This is a genomic window from Oleiphilus sp. HI0061 (assembly GCF_001635675.1).
Map to the genome: position 1 here is coordinate 14,670 of NZ_LWFE01001522.1, position 18,077 is coordinate 32,746.

General features: G+C 43.9%; 14 protein-coding genes. 10 read left to right on the forward strand and 4 right to left on the reverse strand.

Annotation, left to right across the window (positions count from 1 at the left end):
• Positions 1 to 141 precede the first annotated feature (141 nt).
• Positions 142 to 963 carry a hypothetical protein gene (locus tag A3735_RS23710; protein ID WP_068508401.1) on the forward strand — a complete coding sequence of 274 codons (822 nt, stop codon included), beginning with the start codon at positions 142 to 144 and terminating at the stop codon, positions 961 to 963.
• Positions 964 to 999: 36 nt separating this feature from the next.
• Here A3735_RS23710 and A3735_RS23715 read toward each other — a convergent pair whose 3' ends face one another.
• Positions 1,000 to 1,932 carry an FHA domain-containing protein gene (locus A3735_RS23715; protein ID WP_068508398.1) on the reverse strand — a complete coding sequence of 311 codons (933 nt, stop codon included), beginning with the start codon at positions 1,930 to 1,932 and terminating at the stop codon, positions 1,000 to 1,002.
• Positions 1,933 to 2,213: 281 nt separating this feature from the next.
• On the opposite strand from A3735_RS23715, the gene A3735_RS23720 reads away from it, so the two are divergent.
• The 5 genes from A3735_RS23720 (at position 2,214) to A3735_RS23735 (ending at position 7,859) form a co-directional block, all read left to right on the forward strand.
• A complete protein-coding gene (locus A3735_RS23720; RefSeq protein WP_068638777.1) occupies positions 2,214 to 3,104 on the forward strand; it encodes a PP2C family serine/threonine-protein phosphatase in 891 nt (296 codons plus the stop codon).
• A gap of 22 nt (positions 3,105 to 3,126) precedes the next feature.
• Entirely contained in the window at positions 3,127 to 4,863 is a 1,737-nt protein-coding gene (locus tag A3735_RS23725) for a serine/threonine-protein kinase (protein WP_068553013.1), read from the forward strand.
• A gap of 373 nt (positions 4,864 to 5,236) precedes the next feature.
• A complete protein-coding gene (locus tag A3735_RS23730; RefSeq protein WP_231882636.1) occupies positions 5,237 to 6,562 on the forward strand; it encodes an AMP-binding protein in 1,326 nt (441 codons plus the stop codon).
• A gap of 30 nt (positions 6,563 to 6,592) precedes the next feature.
• Positions 6,593 to 6,910, forward strand: a complete 318-nt coding sequence (locus tag A3735_RS32090; protein ID WP_231882637.1) for a hypothetical protein — start codon at positions 6,593 to 6,595, stop codon at positions 6,908 to 6,910.
• A 562-nt stretch (positions 6,911 to 7,472) separates the two neighbouring features.
• A complete protein-coding gene (locus A3735_RS23735) occupies positions 7,473 to 7,859 on the forward strand; it encodes a PqqD family protein (RefSeq protein ID WP_068508390.1) in 387 nt (128 codons plus the stop codon).
• A gap of 64 nt (positions 7,860 to 7,923) precedes the next feature.
• Here the strand turns inward: A3735_RS23735 and A3735_RS23740 are convergent, their stop codons facing one another.
• A complete protein-coding gene (locus tag A3735_RS23740; RefSeq protein WP_068508388.1) occupies positions 7,924 to 9,576 on the reverse strand; it encodes an electron transfer flavoprotein-ubiquinone oxidoreductase in 1,653 nt (550 codons plus the stop codon).
• Positions 9,577 to 10,281: 705 nt separating this feature from the next.
• On the opposite strand from A3735_RS23740, the gene A3735_RS23745 reads away from it, so the two are divergent.
• Together A3735_RS23745 and A3735_RS23750 are read left to right on the forward strand one after the other, a co-directional pair.
• On the forward strand, positions 10,282 to 11,031 hold the full coding sequence (locus tag A3735_RS23745) for an electron transfer flavoprotein subunit beta/FixA family protein (RefSeq protein WP_068508385.1): 750 nt from the start codon (positions 10,282 to 10,284) through the stop codon (positions 11,029 to 11,031).
• Position 11,032: 1 nt separating this feature from the next.
• Positions 11,033 to 11,962, forward strand: coding sequence for an electron transfer flavoprotein subunit alpha/FixB family protein (locus tag A3735_RS23750; protein WP_068508383.1), 930 nt, complete (start codon positions 11,033 to 11,035; stop codon positions 11,960 to 11,962).
• Positions 11,963 to 12,022: 60 nt separating this feature from the next.
• On the opposite strand, the gene A3735_RS23755 is transcribed toward A3735_RS23750, so the two are convergent.
• On the reverse strand, positions 12,023 to 12,781 hold the full coding sequence (locus tag A3735_RS23755; protein ID WP_231872206.1) for a pseudouridine synthase: 759 nt from the start codon (positions 12,779 to 12,781) through the stop codon (positions 12,023 to 12,025).
• Positions 12,782 to 12,915: 134 nt separating this feature from the next.
• On the opposite strand from A3735_RS23755, the gene A3735_RS23760 reads away from it, so the two are divergent.
• Entirely contained in the window at positions 12,916 to 14,103 is a 1,188-nt protein-coding gene (locus tag A3735_RS23760) for an efflux RND transporter periplasmic adaptor subunit (RefSeq protein WP_068508381.1), read from the forward strand.
• A gap of 15 nt (positions 14,104 to 14,118) precedes the next feature.
• A complete protein-coding gene (locus tag A3735_RS23765; RefSeq protein ID WP_068508378.1) occupies positions 14,119 to 17,259 on the forward strand; it encodes an efflux RND transporter permease subunit in 3,141 nt (1,046 codons plus the stop codon).
• A gap of 60 nt (positions 17,260 to 17,319) precedes the next feature.
• On the opposite strand, the gene A3735_RS31325 is transcribed toward A3735_RS23765, so the two are convergent.
• Positions 17,320 to 18,077: hypothetical protein (locus A3735_RS31325; RefSeq protein ID WP_068638779.1), on the reverse strand; the 758-nt coding region annotated here is incomplete at its 5' end.

Genomic DNA, 18,077 nt, shown 5'->3' on the forward strand with positions numbered 1-18,077 from the left:
TTTGCTCTTGTACTCGTCCCCTGAACCGTTTTTCATTGCGTTAAAAACAAAGATTTGCTTGGTGGTAGACACTAAGGATCTCGATCTTTGCTATGCTATCTATGCGTGACAATAAACTTGTATGCTTTGACAGGGTCATCAATGAGAAACTTATGTTTGTTTTTATTTTTATGCTTGCAGGTAGGGATTGTAAATAGCTCAGGTTTGCCGCCAGAGCATGAGGTCGAGCGTCTTTTGTTGGCCTTAAAGGAGTCGGTGGAAAATGGGAACTGGGAGCATGCGACGAGTCAGCTAGTACTTATGCGTAAGTTAGACGTGCCGCAACCGCTTGAGTCTCATTATTTCGAGGGTTTGGTTAAAATCCGCAAACAAGAGTTTCACAGTGCGCGTCAGGTGCTTGAACGCTATGTTATTAGTTCAGGTAGTCAGGGGCAGTTCTATGAGCAAGCTTTGCGCTTGATAACAGAAGCTGAAGAGGCAGAGAAAAGCCTTGAGGGCTCAGGACAAAAAAACAAAACGTCTATAGAAATGGTGGAATTGCCCCAAAGAGACGGCTATATAAAATCACTGCAAGCCTTATATTTAACACAGGATCCGGTTGAAGCGCTAAGCATGCAGATAAATAGTCTCTTGAATGCGCATCCCTATACAGGCTCTAGGATCAAAAAAAACGGAGTAAAAGAAGGTTTGGTGTATCACCTTGGTGTGGTGAAAGGTGGAGTGACCCTTCAGGAAAAGAGCTATCAAGATGGTGCCCCGATGCTAAGTGCAACAAGCTTACAGGTTGCCGGGTTAGATCCTTTTATTGGCGCCGGTTGCTCAAGTCTAGAATATGCTTGTTGGTTGCTTCATCCTTCGGATAAGCACCAACGCTGGATCAAAATAGATTACGATGAAATGGTTGTGGATGAGCTTCGGGATGCAATGACGAAGTTGCTACAATCTTTACAGCAAGATTTATAGCAACTTTCAAGGCCCTCTATAGATGACGAGCTCTTATCACTGAAAGTAAATAAATGCAGTGATAGCGGCAATAGCAATGATCGAAGCAATGATGATTCCTGTCATTGAGCTGCTCTTGTTTTTATTCGTGGGTTTACTATCTCCCGATATCCATTCTTGTTTGCCGTTCGAAGCCAATCGTTTCTTTGCGGCTTTGGGTTTCGGTTTTGCTGTCTGTTTTGGTGCCGGTTTCTTAACTGGCTTCTTTTCGGGTTGTTCTATCTTTGTCGACAAGCGCGAGCTGGATGTCTTTTCAGTGCTTGGCGGGGTGCTGTCAGACGCACTGCGAATAATCGTTTTGTTGGGGTCGTGAGCCGGTCCGTTTACTTCGAAGGTTAATACGTCCAGCTTGATTTTGTCGCCATTTTTAACAGCTGATTGTTTTACTTGTCTACCATTTAAAAAGGTGCCGTTGGAGGAGTCGAGATCTTCCATGTATAGCTGGCCACTTTTAACTTCTAATGCTACGTGCTTTCTGGAAAGGTGTTCCAGAGGTAGCGTTATGTCGCAGCTTGGGTCTCGACCAATAACGACGCGTTTATTGATGACAAAACGGCTTTGGTCTAGCCAGCTTGCGCTAGAGTAGATAGACCAACCCGCAGAGTAGTTTGTCGTGGAACCTGCATTGCTCTGTTCATTCACAGACTTTGGGTCGATTAGTTCCAGTTCAATAGAGCCAATGGTGATGACGTCTCCAGCTTTGAGGCTTGTATTCGTCGCGACAGGCTTATCATTGAGTAACACGTTTGAGCTCGACGAGACATTATTTAGGCTCAGTTTTTCTTGTGTGTTGGTAATTTGGATATGATGGTCGAGAATATCTTTCTCGTTTATCATTAGGCTGTTGTCCGCAGCTTTACCGATCGTAAAATTCTGATCAACTAACCATACGGACTCTCTTCGGCGATCCCTGAACTGAAGCTTAAGCATAGAACTCTTGTACTCGTTTATTGACTGGTGATAAGTATTAAATTTTCCACGTTATGTTGAGTATAGTCTTAAGTTCCAGCTCTTCGAATTTTCCCCTTAAGATTTATGTAACTGATTGAAAAAATAATATACGAAATAGAAATTTAGTATTTTCAGGTGCTTAGTCTTTGTGAGCTGGCTATACTGAAGCTAAGGAAAACAAAAAATATATGCCATAAGCTTCGGATAACTACGGAGGCTGTGTGGTATCCATAAAGTAATAAGGTGTGTACTGACCCATCATGTTGAAATCAACCTCCGTATGCCATCAGGGCTTGGTTCGTGAAAGAAATGAAGATAGCGTTGTAGCCAATGAAACTCTGGGCCTGTGGGTGGTTGCTGATGGCGTCGGCGGAAATGCGCATGGTGATGTCGCGAGTCAATTAGTCGTTCAAACAATTGAACGACGGATTCGTCAGGGAAAGTCGCTGCGAGAGTCTGTTGAAGATGCAAATTCTGCACTGATATCTGCGGCACGAAGTCAGCAAGAATTGGAGGGAATGGCTAGCACTGTTGTGGTTAGTCTGTTTCATGGGCATCAATTTGAGCTAGCCTGGGTTGGGGATAGTCGTGCCTATTTGATAGATAGTGAGGGTCTGTCTCAATTATCCACAGACCACAATCTTGCTAATGAGTTACTTCAACNGGGTATTATTTCTGAAGGTGAATCTCGGACTCATGCTGGGCAGCATGAGCTGACTCAAGCGATGGGACAGATGAATCTGGAAAAAATTCCCAAGGTTTTAGGCGAATTGCACGAAGGTGATATCCTGCTTTTATGTACAGACGGTTTGTCTGGTCCATTGGAAGAAAGTACGATCTTTCAAACAGTTTGTGATAGCCCTTCTTTGGATGAGGCTGGAGAGACACTATTAGATTTGGTGTTGGAGGCAGGCGCACCAGATAACGTGAGCTTTTCTTTAATTCAGTTTCAGGAAGATGTCCGTCAAATTCGGGCGTCGGATTTTAACTCTAAATCTAAAAACAAAACTGCAAGCATCGTCCCGCCTAAGCTTGAAGGTACTTACCGCCACGCGTTTGATAAAAGAGCTTATTTGCGTCATCTCAAAGGTAGGTCGATGATGTTGGCTTTGGTCTTGTTCGCAATAGTGTTTTTGATTTTCTTTATCTAGTTTCTAAGGACGGAAGAACAATATGAAAGAGGGTCGTTACGCGTACCAAGACAAAATTGGTGAAGGAGGCATGGCCACGGTATATCGTGGTATGCAGTTGTCGCTGAATCGTCCAGTTGCGATTAAAGTTCTGTCGGCAACGCTTTCAGATAATCCCTCAGTCATAAAGCGTTTTAAGCGAGAAAGCTTAATTATCGCCCGTTTGAACCACCCCAACATAATACATGTTATCGATCGTGGAACGACAAGCAAGGGGCGCCCTGTATTCGTGATGGAATTCGTTGAGGGCATAAACTTAGCGGACGCGATTACTGAGCGGAAGTTTGATTTTAACCAAAAAGTCGATATCGCTATTCAAATGTGTAAAGGAATCGCCTATGCGCATAAATTTGATGTTATTCATCGAGATATCAAACCGGCAAATGTCATCATCGATAGAGAGGGCTTTGCGCGTCTTTTAGATTTCGGTATCGCTTCTTTTTTTGAAGCCGATAAAGATATGAACCCTGATGAAACGCGCTTAATCATGGGAACAGAAGCCTATATGGCTCCTGAGCAGCACAAAGGCATCGCCTTTACCTCTACTTTGAGTGACGTTTATTCGCTGGGAGTGGTGATGTATGAATTATTCACCAGTACCTTGCCACTACCCAATGCGCCTCCAATGGCTCAGATTGATGCCAATATAACTCCAGCCCTTGAAAACCTTATTCATCAGTGTCTTGCTGTTGACCCTGCTGAACGTCCTCAGTCTGTAGAGCAGGTCCGGACTCAGTTGCTTTTGGCGATGAAAGGTCAGCATATTGCTGAGGAACAAGTGAATCGGGCAGGAGAAGGCTTAGCCTCTATTCAGCAAAAATTTGGCTTACTTGATGTTATGCAGGAAGACAAATTTGGCGCGGTTTATTTGTATGAAGATAAGTCCTCTCACAAGCTTCTGGTAATTAAGAAGCGTACCTCTACTTTTACGGGGTATCGTGAGGCAAAAATGCTTCACAGTTTGAAGCATCCGAATCTGGTTAATATTCTAGGAACATCCAAGAACGATAGTGTATTCATTGTTGTTATGGAATATGTCTCGGGTGGCAGTCTGCAGGACCGCTTGATTGAACCTATGGGAATGCAGATGTTTTTGAATACGGCGGTTCAAATTTGTAGAGGTTTGGCGTTTGCGCATCAAAATAGGGTTTGCCATGGCAATTTGCGTCCTAGCAATGTTTTGTTGACTTCAGATTTCCAGGTTAAATTGACAGACTTTGGTTTGGATGAGCATTATCGTGTCAAAGAGCGAGATGGTAACTGGTATGGAGATGCTGATGATCGAAAGGACGAGTTATCTGATATTTTTTCGCTTGGCGCAATTTTTTATCATGCATTAACGGGGGTTCCTCCAGCATTTAAGGATGGCAACCTGGTTAAGACCCAGATATTCATTAAATTACCCGTTGATATTCAGCAAATAGTTGGTCGCATGCTGTCACGTCGCCGAGAACAGAGACCGCAAAGCGTTGAGTCTGTCTTGTCCGAGCTTTTGCCGCTTCAGGAGGAGGAAAAGACGAAAGTCATTGAATCTCCTCGAGAAGATGCCCCGGAAATTGTTCAAAAAGAGACAGTAATAAAGTATCAGCGAGTGAATTGGTTAACGATACTGCTTGCGGTTGTGATGGTGGTATCTATTGTTTTGAATGTCTTGTTACTAGGGGATAGTGGCAGTGACGTGCGTGACGCAATTAAAAGCTTCTTGGACTTATATATATAAATAAGTTCTTTTATGGGCTCCTGGGTCGCCCTCTTCGGATGAGGGTATCATGTGGCCATGCTTGCACTGCTTGCAGAATAGCACGCTTTGACTATTATTGATTGAATGGGAGCGTGACTCCGAGTCGTTTTCTGTTACTTCGGCTTTCATGAGACCTCAAAAAACAATCAGATCATTCCGTATGTGTTTACTGAGTAGTTGTGAGTATTGGCTATCTGCATAAAGGAGCCATAAATTACTAAGTTTTTCGGGTGTTTTACAGTTTTTTATTTTAATTTTTGTTCACACCTTTTATTATGATCAGCTTCGGGTATAAATCTAAGTTGAAAGACGGAATTTCTAAACTAAATACAATAGGGCTACAGACATCACCATGACCTCTTTGAAGAAAGTAAAGCTGCCTCTTGAGCAGGTATATCGCTGGGAAAAAGCAAAAGCGGATGATATTTATCTAACTCAGCCAATGGGTAACGGCGTGGTTCAGGAATATACCTGGAACCGAGCAGTTGGCGAGGCCAGAAGGATGGCTAGCTATATTAAATCTTTAGATTTACCACCAAAAAGTCGAATCGGTATTCTTTCGAAGAACTGTGCGCATTGGATCATGAGTGATCTGGCGATCTGGATGGCGGGTCATATATGTGTACCTCTTTACCCTACGCTAAATGCTGAAACGGTTAAGTATATCCTTGAGCACAGTGAAACGCAGTTGTTATTTGTTGGTAAACTGGACGACTGGGAAATGATGAAACCTGGTGTGCCAGATGATTTACCTTGTGTTTCTTATCCTCTAAGTCCAAAAACAGATTACCCAAGCTGGGATAACCTGGTTGCTGAGCATGCTCCGATACAAGAAGATACTGTTCGGGATGCTGACGAGTTAGCGACGATTGTTTATACATCGGGTTCAACCGGCAAGCCAAAAGGCGTTATGTTGTCATTTGAGGCCTTAGGTATTGCAGCAAGCGGTGTTGCACAAGCTTTGGATATAAAGCCTACTGATAGAATGTTATCTTACTTGCCACTGGCGCACGTGTTTGAACGTTTTGCGGTTGAGCAGTCCTCTATCCATATAGGTGCTCAGTTATTTTTTGCTGATGCTTTGGATACCTTCCTGGACGACTTGCGTCGTGCTAAACCAACGGTCTTTATTTCTGTTCCACGCCTGTGGTCCAAGTTCCAACTAGGTATCTTTAAGAAGATGCCTCCTAAGAAACTAAATCGTTTGCTTAAGATTCCAATTGTGTCTGGTTTGGTCAAGAAGAAAGTATTGACTGCTCTGGGCTTGGAATACTGCCGTTTTGCTGGAAGTGGTTCGGCGCCGTTATCAGGTGATATCATTAATTGGTATCGTAACCTGGGTCTGGAATTGCTAGAAGGTTACGGTATGTCTGAGAATTTTGCATATTCTCATATCTCATTGCCAGGCCGCTCAAAGGTTGGTTATGTAGGTGAGCCGATGCCGGGTGTTGAACAGCGTATTTCAGAAATTGGTGAGATCGAGGTCAAGAGCCCTGCTACGATGATGGGCTACTATAAAGACGAAGAAAAGACCAAAGAAACCTTTACCGAGGATGGCTTCTTGCTGACTGGTGATAAGGGTGAAATTGATAGCATGGGTCGCTTGCGTATTACTGGTCGTATTAAGGAAATCTTTAAGACCAGTAAAGGTAAGTATGTTGCTCCAGCGCCAATTTAAAACAAGATTGTTGGTCATGATTCTTTAGAGATGGTCTGTGTTGCTGGTGCTGAACAGCCTCAGCCTTATGCTTTGTTGATGCTTTCGGATGAAACTTTTGCTAAGCAGGGTGATGAGTCTTTCCGTAAGCAGGTTGAGCCGGAATTGGAAGCCTTAATGAAAGAGGTTAATGCTTCGGTTGACCCGCATGAGGCGCTGCAATTTATGGTTGTTGTGAATCAGCAGTGGACGATTGAAAATGAGTTCCTGACGCCGACAATGAAAATTAAGCGTAATGTAATCGAAGATGTTTACGCACCTTCTCAAGACGGATGGTATGGCAGTAAGCAGAAGATTATTTGGCAATAAGCCAAACTTAATGTGATATTCAAAAGCCCGCTTATGCGGGTTTTTTATTTTTGCCTTGTTGAGCTCAGTTGTTTGGACCTCAACTGAATTTAGAACTTAAAGCTACTTTGGATACCCAGGGATCAGTCTGAGCTGGATTCGCTCAAACCAAATCCGGAGAGCAAGCTGTAACTGCGCTTTCGATTAGGTACCCAAGTTGTGCTCAATCCGAGCTTTCTGATCGGCTCTCTTGTTATAGAAGATGCTTGCTTGAAGTAATAGCTGGCGCCCAACATGAAGCCTTTGTCCATAAGTCTCTGTATAGAGGCTCTGCCATACCATCGATTATTATATTTCTTGGACGGTGAGTCGCCGGTAATCTGATTATGAAAGGGATGAAAAAGACCATTATGAGTTTGAAGAGTTTGAAGAGTTTGAAGAGTTTGAAGAGTTTGAAGAGTTTGAGGAACCAGTGTTCGAAGACTGAGGTTCTGAGGTGGTAGGTGAAGGTTCAAATTGGGTATATATGTTAAGTGGATATTAGGTTTAAATATACGTCAAAGATTACTTGGAATATGAACTTATGGATAATAGTCAGTTTTTTTATCGTATTGCACCTTTCTCATCTAAAGAGGGGCGAGTTGCTCTGGTAGATATTTTAAACATAGACAACACAACGCCTTTGGATGACTGGCTAGGTTTGGTTGTTTCGTTAGCGGATGGCTTTCATACCCTTCAGCAGTTGATTGATCACTTGTCTGCTCAGTACTCGACGCCTCCCGATAACCTGGAGAAAACTATTTACTCAGTAGTTGAACGTTTGGTTGAAAGTAAAGTGATAGAATTGAGTCAGCGTGTGACGACCTTACCTTATTACTTGAGTGGCCCCGTTGATGAGTTGGATATGGAGCGAGCAAGAAGAGAACTTGCGCTTCAAGATGGTCAGCCAGATGGTGGGTCGCTGCATTAGTTAGCGCTTTCCCATAAGGAAATAAAAAAGGCAGCCTAGGCTGCCTTTTTCTTTGAATATGAATCTACATATTCGGATAGTTTGGACCGCCGCCGCCTTCTGGTGTGACCCAGGTAATGTTTTGTGCAGGGTCTTTGATATCACAGGTCTTACAGTGAACACAGTTTTGAGAGTTGATTTGGAAGCGCTTATCGCCGTTATCTTCTTCTACAATCTCATATACACCTGCTGGGCAATAACGCTGTGCAGGCTCATCAAACTTAGTCAGGTTGTGGCCAAGAGGGATAGAGTCATCCTTAAGCTTTAAGTGGCACATTTGATCTTCTTCGTGGTTTGTATTCGATAGGAATACAGAAGTAAGACGGTCAAAGGTGATGTTGTTATCCGGCTTAGGGTAGTCGATCTTTTTGCATTCTGCTGCTGGCTTAAGTGCAGCATGGTCGTAAGTTTTATCGCTGAAGCTGAAAGGCAGTTTACCACCAAAGATGTTTTGGTCGATAAATGTATAAGCCGCACCAAGGTAAGTGCCAAACTTATGCATAACGCCAACGAAGTTACGCGTGTTGTACAGTTCGTCGTGTAGCCAGCTGTTCTTGAACTTCGCTTCAAAGTTGGTCGCTTCTTCGCCTTCTGCACCGCCAGCAAGCTTCTCTGCAACAGCTTCTGCAGCCAGCATGCCACTCTTCATTGCTGTGTGAGAACCTTTGATTTTCAGCGGGTTCATTGTTCCTGCGTCACAGCCAATTAACATGCCGCCAGGGAATGACATCTTGGGAAGTGCATTGATGCCGCCTTTAATCAGTGCTCGAGCGCCATAACTAACACGCTTGCCGCCTTCTAAGGCATCTTTTAGTACAGGGTTAAGCTTACAACGTTGCATCTCTTCAAAAGGTGATACGTGTGGGTTGCTATAGCTAAGGTCAGTAATTAAACCGAGTACTACTTGGTTGTTTTCAATGTGGTAAAGGAACCAGCCGCCTGTGGATGAAGACTCGCTTAGTGGCCAACCCAGGCCGTGCATAACAGTACCTTCACGGTGTTTAGCTGGGTCGATATCCCAAAGTTCCTTGATGCCGATACCGTAATGCTGAGGATCTTTTCCTTCATCTAGGTTGAACTTAGAGATGATTTCTTTGCCAAGATGTCCACGACAACCTTCAGCAAACATTGTGTATTTAGCGTGTAACTCCATGCCTGGCATGTAAGAGTCTTTTTGTTGGCCGTCTTCGCTGATGCCCATGTCGCCAGTAGCAACACCTTTTACACGACCATCTTCATGGTATAAAACTTCTGCTGCAGCAAAGCCTGGGTATACTTCTACGCCAAGTCCTTCAGCTTGCTCGCCTAACCAGCGGCAAACGTTGCCAAGGCTAACAATATAGTTGCCATCGTTGTGTGTAGGTTTAGGGATAAAAGCGTTTGGAAGTTTTACCGACTTTTCCTGATTGGTCAGGAAGTAAAATTCATCACCTGTTACAGCGGTATTTAATGGTGCGCCCATTTCTTTCCAATTAGGGAACAGCTCATTTAACGCTGTTGGTTCTAGAACTGCGCCAGACAGGATGTGGGCGCCAACCTCAGATCCTTTTTCTACAACGCATACGCTGATTTCATTACCAGTCTCTTCAGCGATTTGTCTTAGACGACAGGCTGCTGATAATCCAGCGGGGCCACCGCCGACAATGAGTACGTCAAACTCCATCGATTCACGTTCCACAATAGGTCTCCTCGTGCATATACGTTATATAGCGTCCTGATGTTAAGCCTGTTTAGCTGGACCAGAGCGCAGTTTTTAGTTTCCGCTTTTTTACGGCGCGCGAATTATACAGTTATTCGCTGAAATTCGCACCCCCAGTCTTTCTGACTATGCTAATTCACAATATGGCAGTGACGGAAGTAGTGATGAATACCTCTCTTTTAGCATGTTGACTAGATATATAGCCACTTTAGCTTCCTGTGCTGCAAAGAGAGTTTCAAACAAACGTTTGAATTTTACCTGTTTATTCAATGTATGTAAAAGGTAGTTGTTATCCTGGTATTCGCAATTGATTTAGAGCATAAAAATATAGAAAAAGAGTGTTGAAATAGGTGCGATTTAATGTGCAACTATTGACCTAAAAGCGATTTATCGGCAGAATCATGCGCTTCGCGAAAGCTGTATTTTATTTAATCTTGGAAGGCTAGTGAGTATTTGCTGGTTTTTTCGAGGGTTAAATGCTGATAAAACACCGCTTAAGAGCCCGAATGGACTAAAGTAGTGTAAATTATATTTTTGCTTCGCGCCTGTATCTGGGTCTATCTAGGTCGTTGTTCAGGGTTTACCGGTCATTGTTAATTTTTATTAGTTAGCGAATGCTTGGGTAAGTAAAACTTTGAAGAATGATAAGACCTCTAAATTCAATTGTTAATTAACGAGGAATCTATGAAGGTTCTGGTCGCTGTTAAACGAGTTATTGACTATAACGTCAAAGTTCGAGTTAAGCCTGATAATTCAGGTGTAGATCTTACTAATATCAAAATGGCAATGAACCCATTCTGTGAAATCGCTGTTGAAGAAGCGGTTCGCTTGAAAGAGAAGGGTGTTGCAAGTGAAATCGTAGTGGTTTCTATTGGTCCTAAAGTTGCTCAAGAGCAAATTCGTACAGCCCTGGCGCTAGGTGCGGATCGCGGTATTCTGATTGAAACTGACGAAGAAGTTCAGTCTCTACAAGCTGCAAAATTATTTAAGTCTGTTGTTGAAAAAGAAGAGCCACAGCTAGTAATTCTTGGTAAGCAGTCTATCGACTCTGATAACAACCAAACTGGTCAGATGCTTGCTGCATTGACTGGTATGCCTCAAGGTACGTTTGCTTCTGAAGTTGTTGTTGATGGCGACAAAGTAAATGTTACTCGTGAAGTTGATGGTGGTCTGATGACAGTTGGTTTGAACTTGCCAGCAGTTGTAACAACTGACTTGCGTTTGAACGAGCCACGTTATGCTTCTCTTCCAAATATCATGAAAGCGAAGAAAAAGCCGCTTGAAATGACAACTCCAGCTGACCTGGGTGTTGATGTTGCTGCTAGCTTGAAGATTACCAAGGTTGAAGAGCCAGCTACGCGTTCAGCAGGTATTAAAGTTGCCGATGTTGCTGAATTGGTTGACAAACTTAAGACTGAAGCGAAGGTGATCTAACATGAGTATACTAGTAATTGCAGATCATGATAACGGTAGCATCAAGCCAGTTACCCTAAACGTTTTGAGTGCAGCAAAAGCGATCGGTGGTGACATCGACGTGCTAGTTGCAGGCGAAGGTTGTGGTGCGGCGGCTGAAGCAGCTGCTAAAGCTGAAGGTGTTGCTAAAGTATTGGTTGCAGATAATGCAGCCTACGGTCACTCTCTAGCTGAGAACTTATCTCTACTAGTTGCTGATCTTGGTAAAGGTTATTCTCACATCGTTACTTCTGCGGGCACTACGGGTAAGGACTTCCTTCCACGTGTAGCTGCTTTGTTGGATGTGGCGCAAATCTCTGACATCATCAAAGTTGAATCAGCTGATACTTTCGTTCGTCCTATCTATGCAGGTAATGCGATCGCTACTGTTCAGTCTTCTGACGGCATCAAAGTAATCACTGTTCGTGGTACTGCGTTTGATCCTGTTGCTGCTGAAGGTGGTTCTGCTGCTGTTGAAGCTATTGATAACGTTCAGGATGCTGGCATCTCTACCTTCGTTGGTGAAGAAATGGCTAAGTCTGATCGTCCAGAGTTGACTGCTGCTGACATCGTGATTTCTGGTGGCCGTGGTATGCAAAATGGCGACAACTTCAAGATTCTTGAGTCTGTTGCTGACAAGCTAGGCGCTGCTGTAGGTGCATCACGTGCCGCTGTTGATGCTGGCTTCGTACCTAACGATATGCAGGTTGGTCAAACAGGTAAGATTGTTGCACCTAACCTTTACATCGCTGTTGGTATCTCGGGTGCTATCCAGCACTTGGCAGGTATGTCAGGCAGTAAAGTAATCGTTGCAATCAACAAAGACGAAGATGCTCCTATCTTCCAGGTTGCTGATTACGGTTTGGTTGCTGATTTGTTTGAAGCTGTTCCAGAATTGGACGCTGCACTTTAAGCAAAGCTAAGTTCTAAAAACCGATACATGAAAGTGTATCGGTTTTTTTGTGCCTGACTATTAATCAGGCTTTGCTTCGTAAGGTGTCAAGTTCGTAAGTGCCTTTGTAAAGCTCTCTTCTAGCGGACATTCTAATGTCACGTTTTGCCCCGTCACTGGGTGATTGAACGTAAGTTTGGTCGCTGCCAATAATAAACGATGACTATCAAAATTTTCTTTGAATAGACGGTTGTGCTCACCTTTCCCATATTTTACATCACCGATAATTGGGTGGCTGATGTGTTTTAGGTGGCGCCGAATTTGATGCTTTCTGCCGGTTGTGGGCTTCAGTTGGATGTGGCTGTATCGTGAACTGGGGAAGCGCCCATCTGAGAATGGCAGCTCAAAACTGCACATTCGTTCATAATGTGTGACAGCTTCTTTAGGGTCTTTTTTTTGAAGTTGTTTTTGCATGTGTTTGAAAACTGCGATTTCTTTTAGAGGGTGATTGATCTCTCCATTGGTGGGAGTATACCCGCGAACGATTGCTTGATATGTCTTATTGACCAAGCGGTTTTCAAAATCTGAGCTAAGCTGAGAGGCGATCTCGGAATGCAGAGCAAATAGGAGTAGCCCTGATGTCGGTTTATCCAAACGGTGTACCGGATAGACCCACTGATCAATCTGGTTTCGCAATATTTTCATAGCATAGCTAGTTTCATGCTTGTCGATGGGACTTTTGTGTACCAGTAAACCTGCAGGTTTTTGTATAGCAATTAGGAACTTATCTTGGAAGATAATGGATAATTGCTCAGTAGCTTGTGTATCGGGCATTTGCATAACGATTGTTCTATAAAAAGAAATCAGTTTTCTGAAAGGCCATATTCTAGCACTGTACTGGATTCGTTGGGTGAAGTTGGTAGTATCTCCGTTTCTATAACAAATACATTAATACACAAGTAATGGAAGAACGAATGAGTACGTTTAATTTAAGGTTTGGTATCAGCAGGTTATTTGTCGTTATAGTCACTTGCTTAACAGTTGTTGCTTGTAGTGAAAATGGTAAAGATCAAGAAAACCCTGAAGCAGCAATGGCCGCAATGCCGCCACCTCCTGTGACCGTTGCAGAGGTAATACAGGGCGAGGTTAGTGACTGGAAGGAGTATACAGGTCGTCTAGAAGCTTCAGACAGTATTGTCGTCATGCCGCGCACTTCTGGTTACATACTATCGGTAGGCTTTGAAGATGGAGCTTATGTCAAGAAGGGTGACTTGCTATTTCAGGTAGATTATCGAACGGTGCGTGCAGAAGTTCAGCGCCTGGAAGCGGAAGTTAAACGCAATGTAGCGGAAATAGAATTATCTAAACGTGATTTAAAACGAGCAGAAAGTTTACGTAAGAAAAGCGCGATTTCTCAAGAGCAGCTCGATAACAGTCGCACCCGCTTAACTCAAGCTATTGCCGCAGTAGAAAGTGCGAAGGCAGACTTGAAACGAACTAAAGTCCTCGATGCAATCACCACCGTAAAAGCTGAGTTTGATGGCCAGGTTTCTAATGCCCGTGTGAAAAAAGGGAGCTCGGTCATTGCAGGTAGCACAGTGCTGACTACCTTGGTTTCTACTGATAAAACACATGCATATTTTGATGTTGACGAAAAAACCTTTGCTCGTTTGCGTAGCTTAGGAGAAGGCAAGCGTTTGGATGAAATGAATATTCCTGTATTTATGGGGTTGGCGGGTGAAACTACATATCCGCATCAGGGAGTGATCGATTTTGTTGATAATCAGGTTGATATCAGTACGGGTACAATACGACTGCGTGCAGTATTTAGCAATGAAGATGGTAAGTTCACGCCAGGGATGTTTGCGCGGATTAATATGCAGATAGGTGCGAGCTATCCAGGAATTCTTGTTGATGAGAAAGCTGTCGTGACAGACCTTAGTCATAAATATGTATTGGTTTTAGGAGAAAACAACATCTTGGAATATCGCCCTGTTCAGTTGGGTCCTAAATTCAAGGGTTTGAGGGCGATTAAGAGTGGCCTGGAAGCTGGTGAAAAGATTGTTATCAAGGGGCAGGGCTTGCCAAATGTTTTCCCTGGAATGCCGGTATCACCTAGTGATGCAGATATGGCGCCAGCCACTAACAATAGCCAAGGCTAGGAGCGGCAAGCCAAAATGAGTATTTCACAATATTTTATTAGCCGCCCGATCTTTGCTGGCGTGCTCTCGATGATGATCTTCCTAGCTGGCTTGATCGCCGTCTTTCAATTGCCGATAACAGAATACCCAGAGGTTGTTCCGCCAACCGTTGTGGTTAATGCTAGCTATCCTGGCGCAAACCCCGAAGTGATGGCGGACTCTGTTGCTACGCCATTGGAACAGGCGATTAATGGTGTTGAAGGCATGCTTTATATGTCCTCACAAGCAACCTCAGATGGTAGCTTGGCAATTACTGTTACCTTTGAGCTGGGTACTGATGTCGATGATGCGCAGGTACAAGTCCAAAACCGTGTTTCGCGAGCGATTCCCAGGCTGCCGCAAGACGTTCAACGTTTGGGGGTGACCACAACCAAATCTTCACCTGACTTAACGATGGTCGTGCATCTGTTATCACCTGACGATAGCTATGACATGTTGTACCTGTCTAACTTTGCTAACTTGAAAGTGCGCGATGAACTTGCTCGCCTAGAAGGTGTTGGAAATGCTCAAGTATTTGGTGCAGGGGATTACTCTGTGCGTATCTGGCTGAATCCTGAGCAGGTATCTGCGATGGGTATGACCACCAGCGATGTGATCAATGCCATACGGGAACAAAACCGTCAGGCCGCGGCAGGGACAATTGGCGCGCCGCCCGGAGCGGAAGCAGCACCGTTTCAGCTGTTGATAAAGGTAAAAGGTCGTTTAGAGACTTTAGAAGAATTTGAGGATGTTGTACTGCGTGTTGGCGATAACGGAGCCATCACGCGCTTAAAAGATGTCGCGCGAGTTGAATTAGGTTCAAATTCCTATGCGCTAAGATCCTTGCTAAATAACAAGCAGGCCGCAGCCATTGCAATTTTTCAACGCCCTGGCTCAAATGCGATCCAGATCTCAGACGATGTTCGTGCGCGTATGGAAGAATTGAAGAAGACTTTCCCTGCGGGTGTTGATTACAACATCGTCTATGATCCTACCATTTTCGTGCGAGGTTCTATCGAAGCGGTTGTGATGACTTTGCTTGAAGCCATGGTGCTTGTTGTGATTGTGGTCTTACTGTTCTTGCAGACATGGCGAGCATCAATTATTCCTTTAGTTGCAGTACCTGTTTCTTTAGTTGGGACATTTGCAGTGATGGCCATGTTTGGCTTTTCTTTAAATGCACTAACGCTTTTTGGATTAGTCTTGGCTATCGGTATCGTAGTAGATGATGCGATTGTTGTGGTTGAAAACGTAGAGCGAAATATTGCTTTAGGAAAGAGTTCTATTGAAGCCACGAAGCAAGCTATGCGAGAGGTGACCGGGCCGATTATTGCTACCTCCTTGGTATTAAGTGCTGTATTTATTCCAACAGCCTTCATCTCTGGTTTGACTGGGCAGTTTTACAAGCAATTTGCCCTAACCATCGCTATTTCAACAATTATATCGACTTTCAATTCGCTAACTCTTAGCCCGGCTTTGGCCGCGGTGTTATTAAAGCCCCATGATGCAAAGAAAGACCGACTGAGCCGTATCATTGACGCCTTGTTTGGTAAGATTATTTTTGGCCCGTTTAATAAATTTTTTAGTGCCTTGACTGAAGGTTACACCTCCTTACTGAAAGTCATAATCCGGCTTTCTGTGATTGTTGTTTTGATTTACGCAGGCTTGATGGTATTAACCTCGCACCAATTTAAGACAACTCCCACCGGGTTTGTTCCTGCTCAAGACAAAATGTACTTGATTGCCTTTGCACAGTTACCTGATGCATCAAGCTTGGATCGCACTGAAGCGGTGATTAAGAAAATGTCAGCGATCGCCCTGGAGCATCCGGGAGTAGAATCATCAGTCGCTTTTCCCGGGTTATCACCTAACGGCTTCACGGTATCCTCGAATGAGGGGGTTGTCTTTGTCACCCTAAAGCATTTTGACGAACGCCAAGCACCTGATATGAGTGCTGACGCGATTGCTGGTGCCTTATGGGGGCAGTTTATGGGAATAGATGAAGCCTTTACGGTTATTTTTCCTCCGCCTCCCGTTATCGGTTTAGGCACTACTGGTGGCTTTAAACTGCAGATTGAGGATAGGGCAAACCTGGGCTATGAACGCTTGTTTCAGGAAACACAAAAGGTTGTAGGCCAAGCCTGGCAAACGCCAGAGTTAACACAGGTTTTCTCTTTCTTTCAGGTTAATGTACCGCAAATAGAAATTAACGTTGATAGAGAGAAGGCTAAAGTTCATGGTGTAGCGATATCAGATATTTTTGATACCTTGCAAGCCTATATGGGCTCGGTATATGTCAATGATGTCAATTTATTTGGTCGCACTTATCAGGTCAATGTGCAGGCCGATGAAGCCTTTAGAGTAGATGAAACGCAGCTGGAAAAGCTAAAAGTGCGCAACCGTGAGGGATCAATGGTGCCGCTTGCTTCGTTTGTAACGGTGCAGCACGGCGCTGGTCCAAACCGCGTTTCTAAGTACAACGGCTATCCGGCGGCTGACCTAAATGGACAAGCCAAGCCCGGTTATAGTTCTGGTCAAGCAGAAGCAGCCATCACAGCTATTCTCGACCGCTCTTTACCAAATGGGATGGCTTATGAATGGACAGATCTGAAGTATCAGCAGATTCTAGCGGGTAATACGGCTATCTATATTTTCCCCTTGGTTGTTTTACTGGTCTTCCTAGTGTTGGCCGCGCAGTATGAGTCATGGTCGTTGCCACTGGCGATTATCTTGATTGTGCCAATGGTTTTGTTGTCAGCGATGACGGGTATTATTTTGTGGGGTTTGACTAACAATATCTTCACGCAAATAGGTTTTATTGTGCTGGTTGGGCTGGCTGCGAAGAACGCCATTCTTATCGTTGAGTTTGCCAAAGAGAAAGAAGATAGTGGCATGGGGTTGCTTGAGGCGACGCTTGAAGCCAGCCGCTTGCGTTTACGCCCCATTTTAATGACTTCGCTTGCTTTTATTATGGGGGTGGTGCCCTTGGTGTGGGGTTCAGGAGCGGGTGCAGAAATGCGTGAGGCCATGGGTGTTGCTGTATTTGCAGGTATGATTGGGGTTACCGTTTTTGGCTTACTCTTAACGCCTCTCTTCTATAAGTTAGTCAGGCATCTAAGCAACAGAAAAAAGTTGTAGGGTAGAGCTTCTTATTTCTACCTATTAAGGCGGGAATTTCCCGCCTTAATATTTTATAGGCTAATCTAGTAAATCTATGACGGTTTGAGAGTTATAGAAATCTTCTAAATGGCGTCTCAGAAGCTCCTCTAGAATGCCGTTTTCTTTAAATGCTTCTAAAGCCTTGGGTGCGAATATTTTTATGGGCGCAATAATTCTATCTTTTGAGACATCAAATTCCTCGAGCAAGACGTCGAGGTTTTTTCTGCCGTAGCGCTTAAAGAAGTAGTCTACGATGGTTTCATAACTGCTGATGAAATAATCTGTTTTTCTAAACTTAAGCCAGAAGTCATAGCCTAAGGCGATAAATTCAGATAGATCTAAACTGTCCATACCTTGTTGAAATTCAGACATGGGTTTATTTTCAATCGCTTCCCATAGCTCCATTGCAGAGTCGCGCAATTGCTCATCGCTTACTGAGCCTTCTAGAAACTTCTTGCTTTCGTCCAGGATAAAGTCGAGGCTGTCGATAATAAAACTTTTTACGCTCTCCTCTACTCCGGAGCCAATTTTTGGCGCAGCTTTGCTGACTACATTTCTTCCCATCTTGAGCATTGAGGACACGCCCGGAATGTTCTTGCTGATTAGGTTGCTTTCATAAATATAGCGAAGGATAGCTTGGTAAAGAATGCCTGATATTAATTCGGCATATATCGGTAGCTCAATTACTTTGTCTATGCCTTTGTTTCGCTGCTCCTTTAGCTCTAAAGCTTTGTCTATGAATTCTTCAAAGTCTTTTTTGCTGATGATTTGGTTCAGTAAGGTTTCTTGATGTTTTT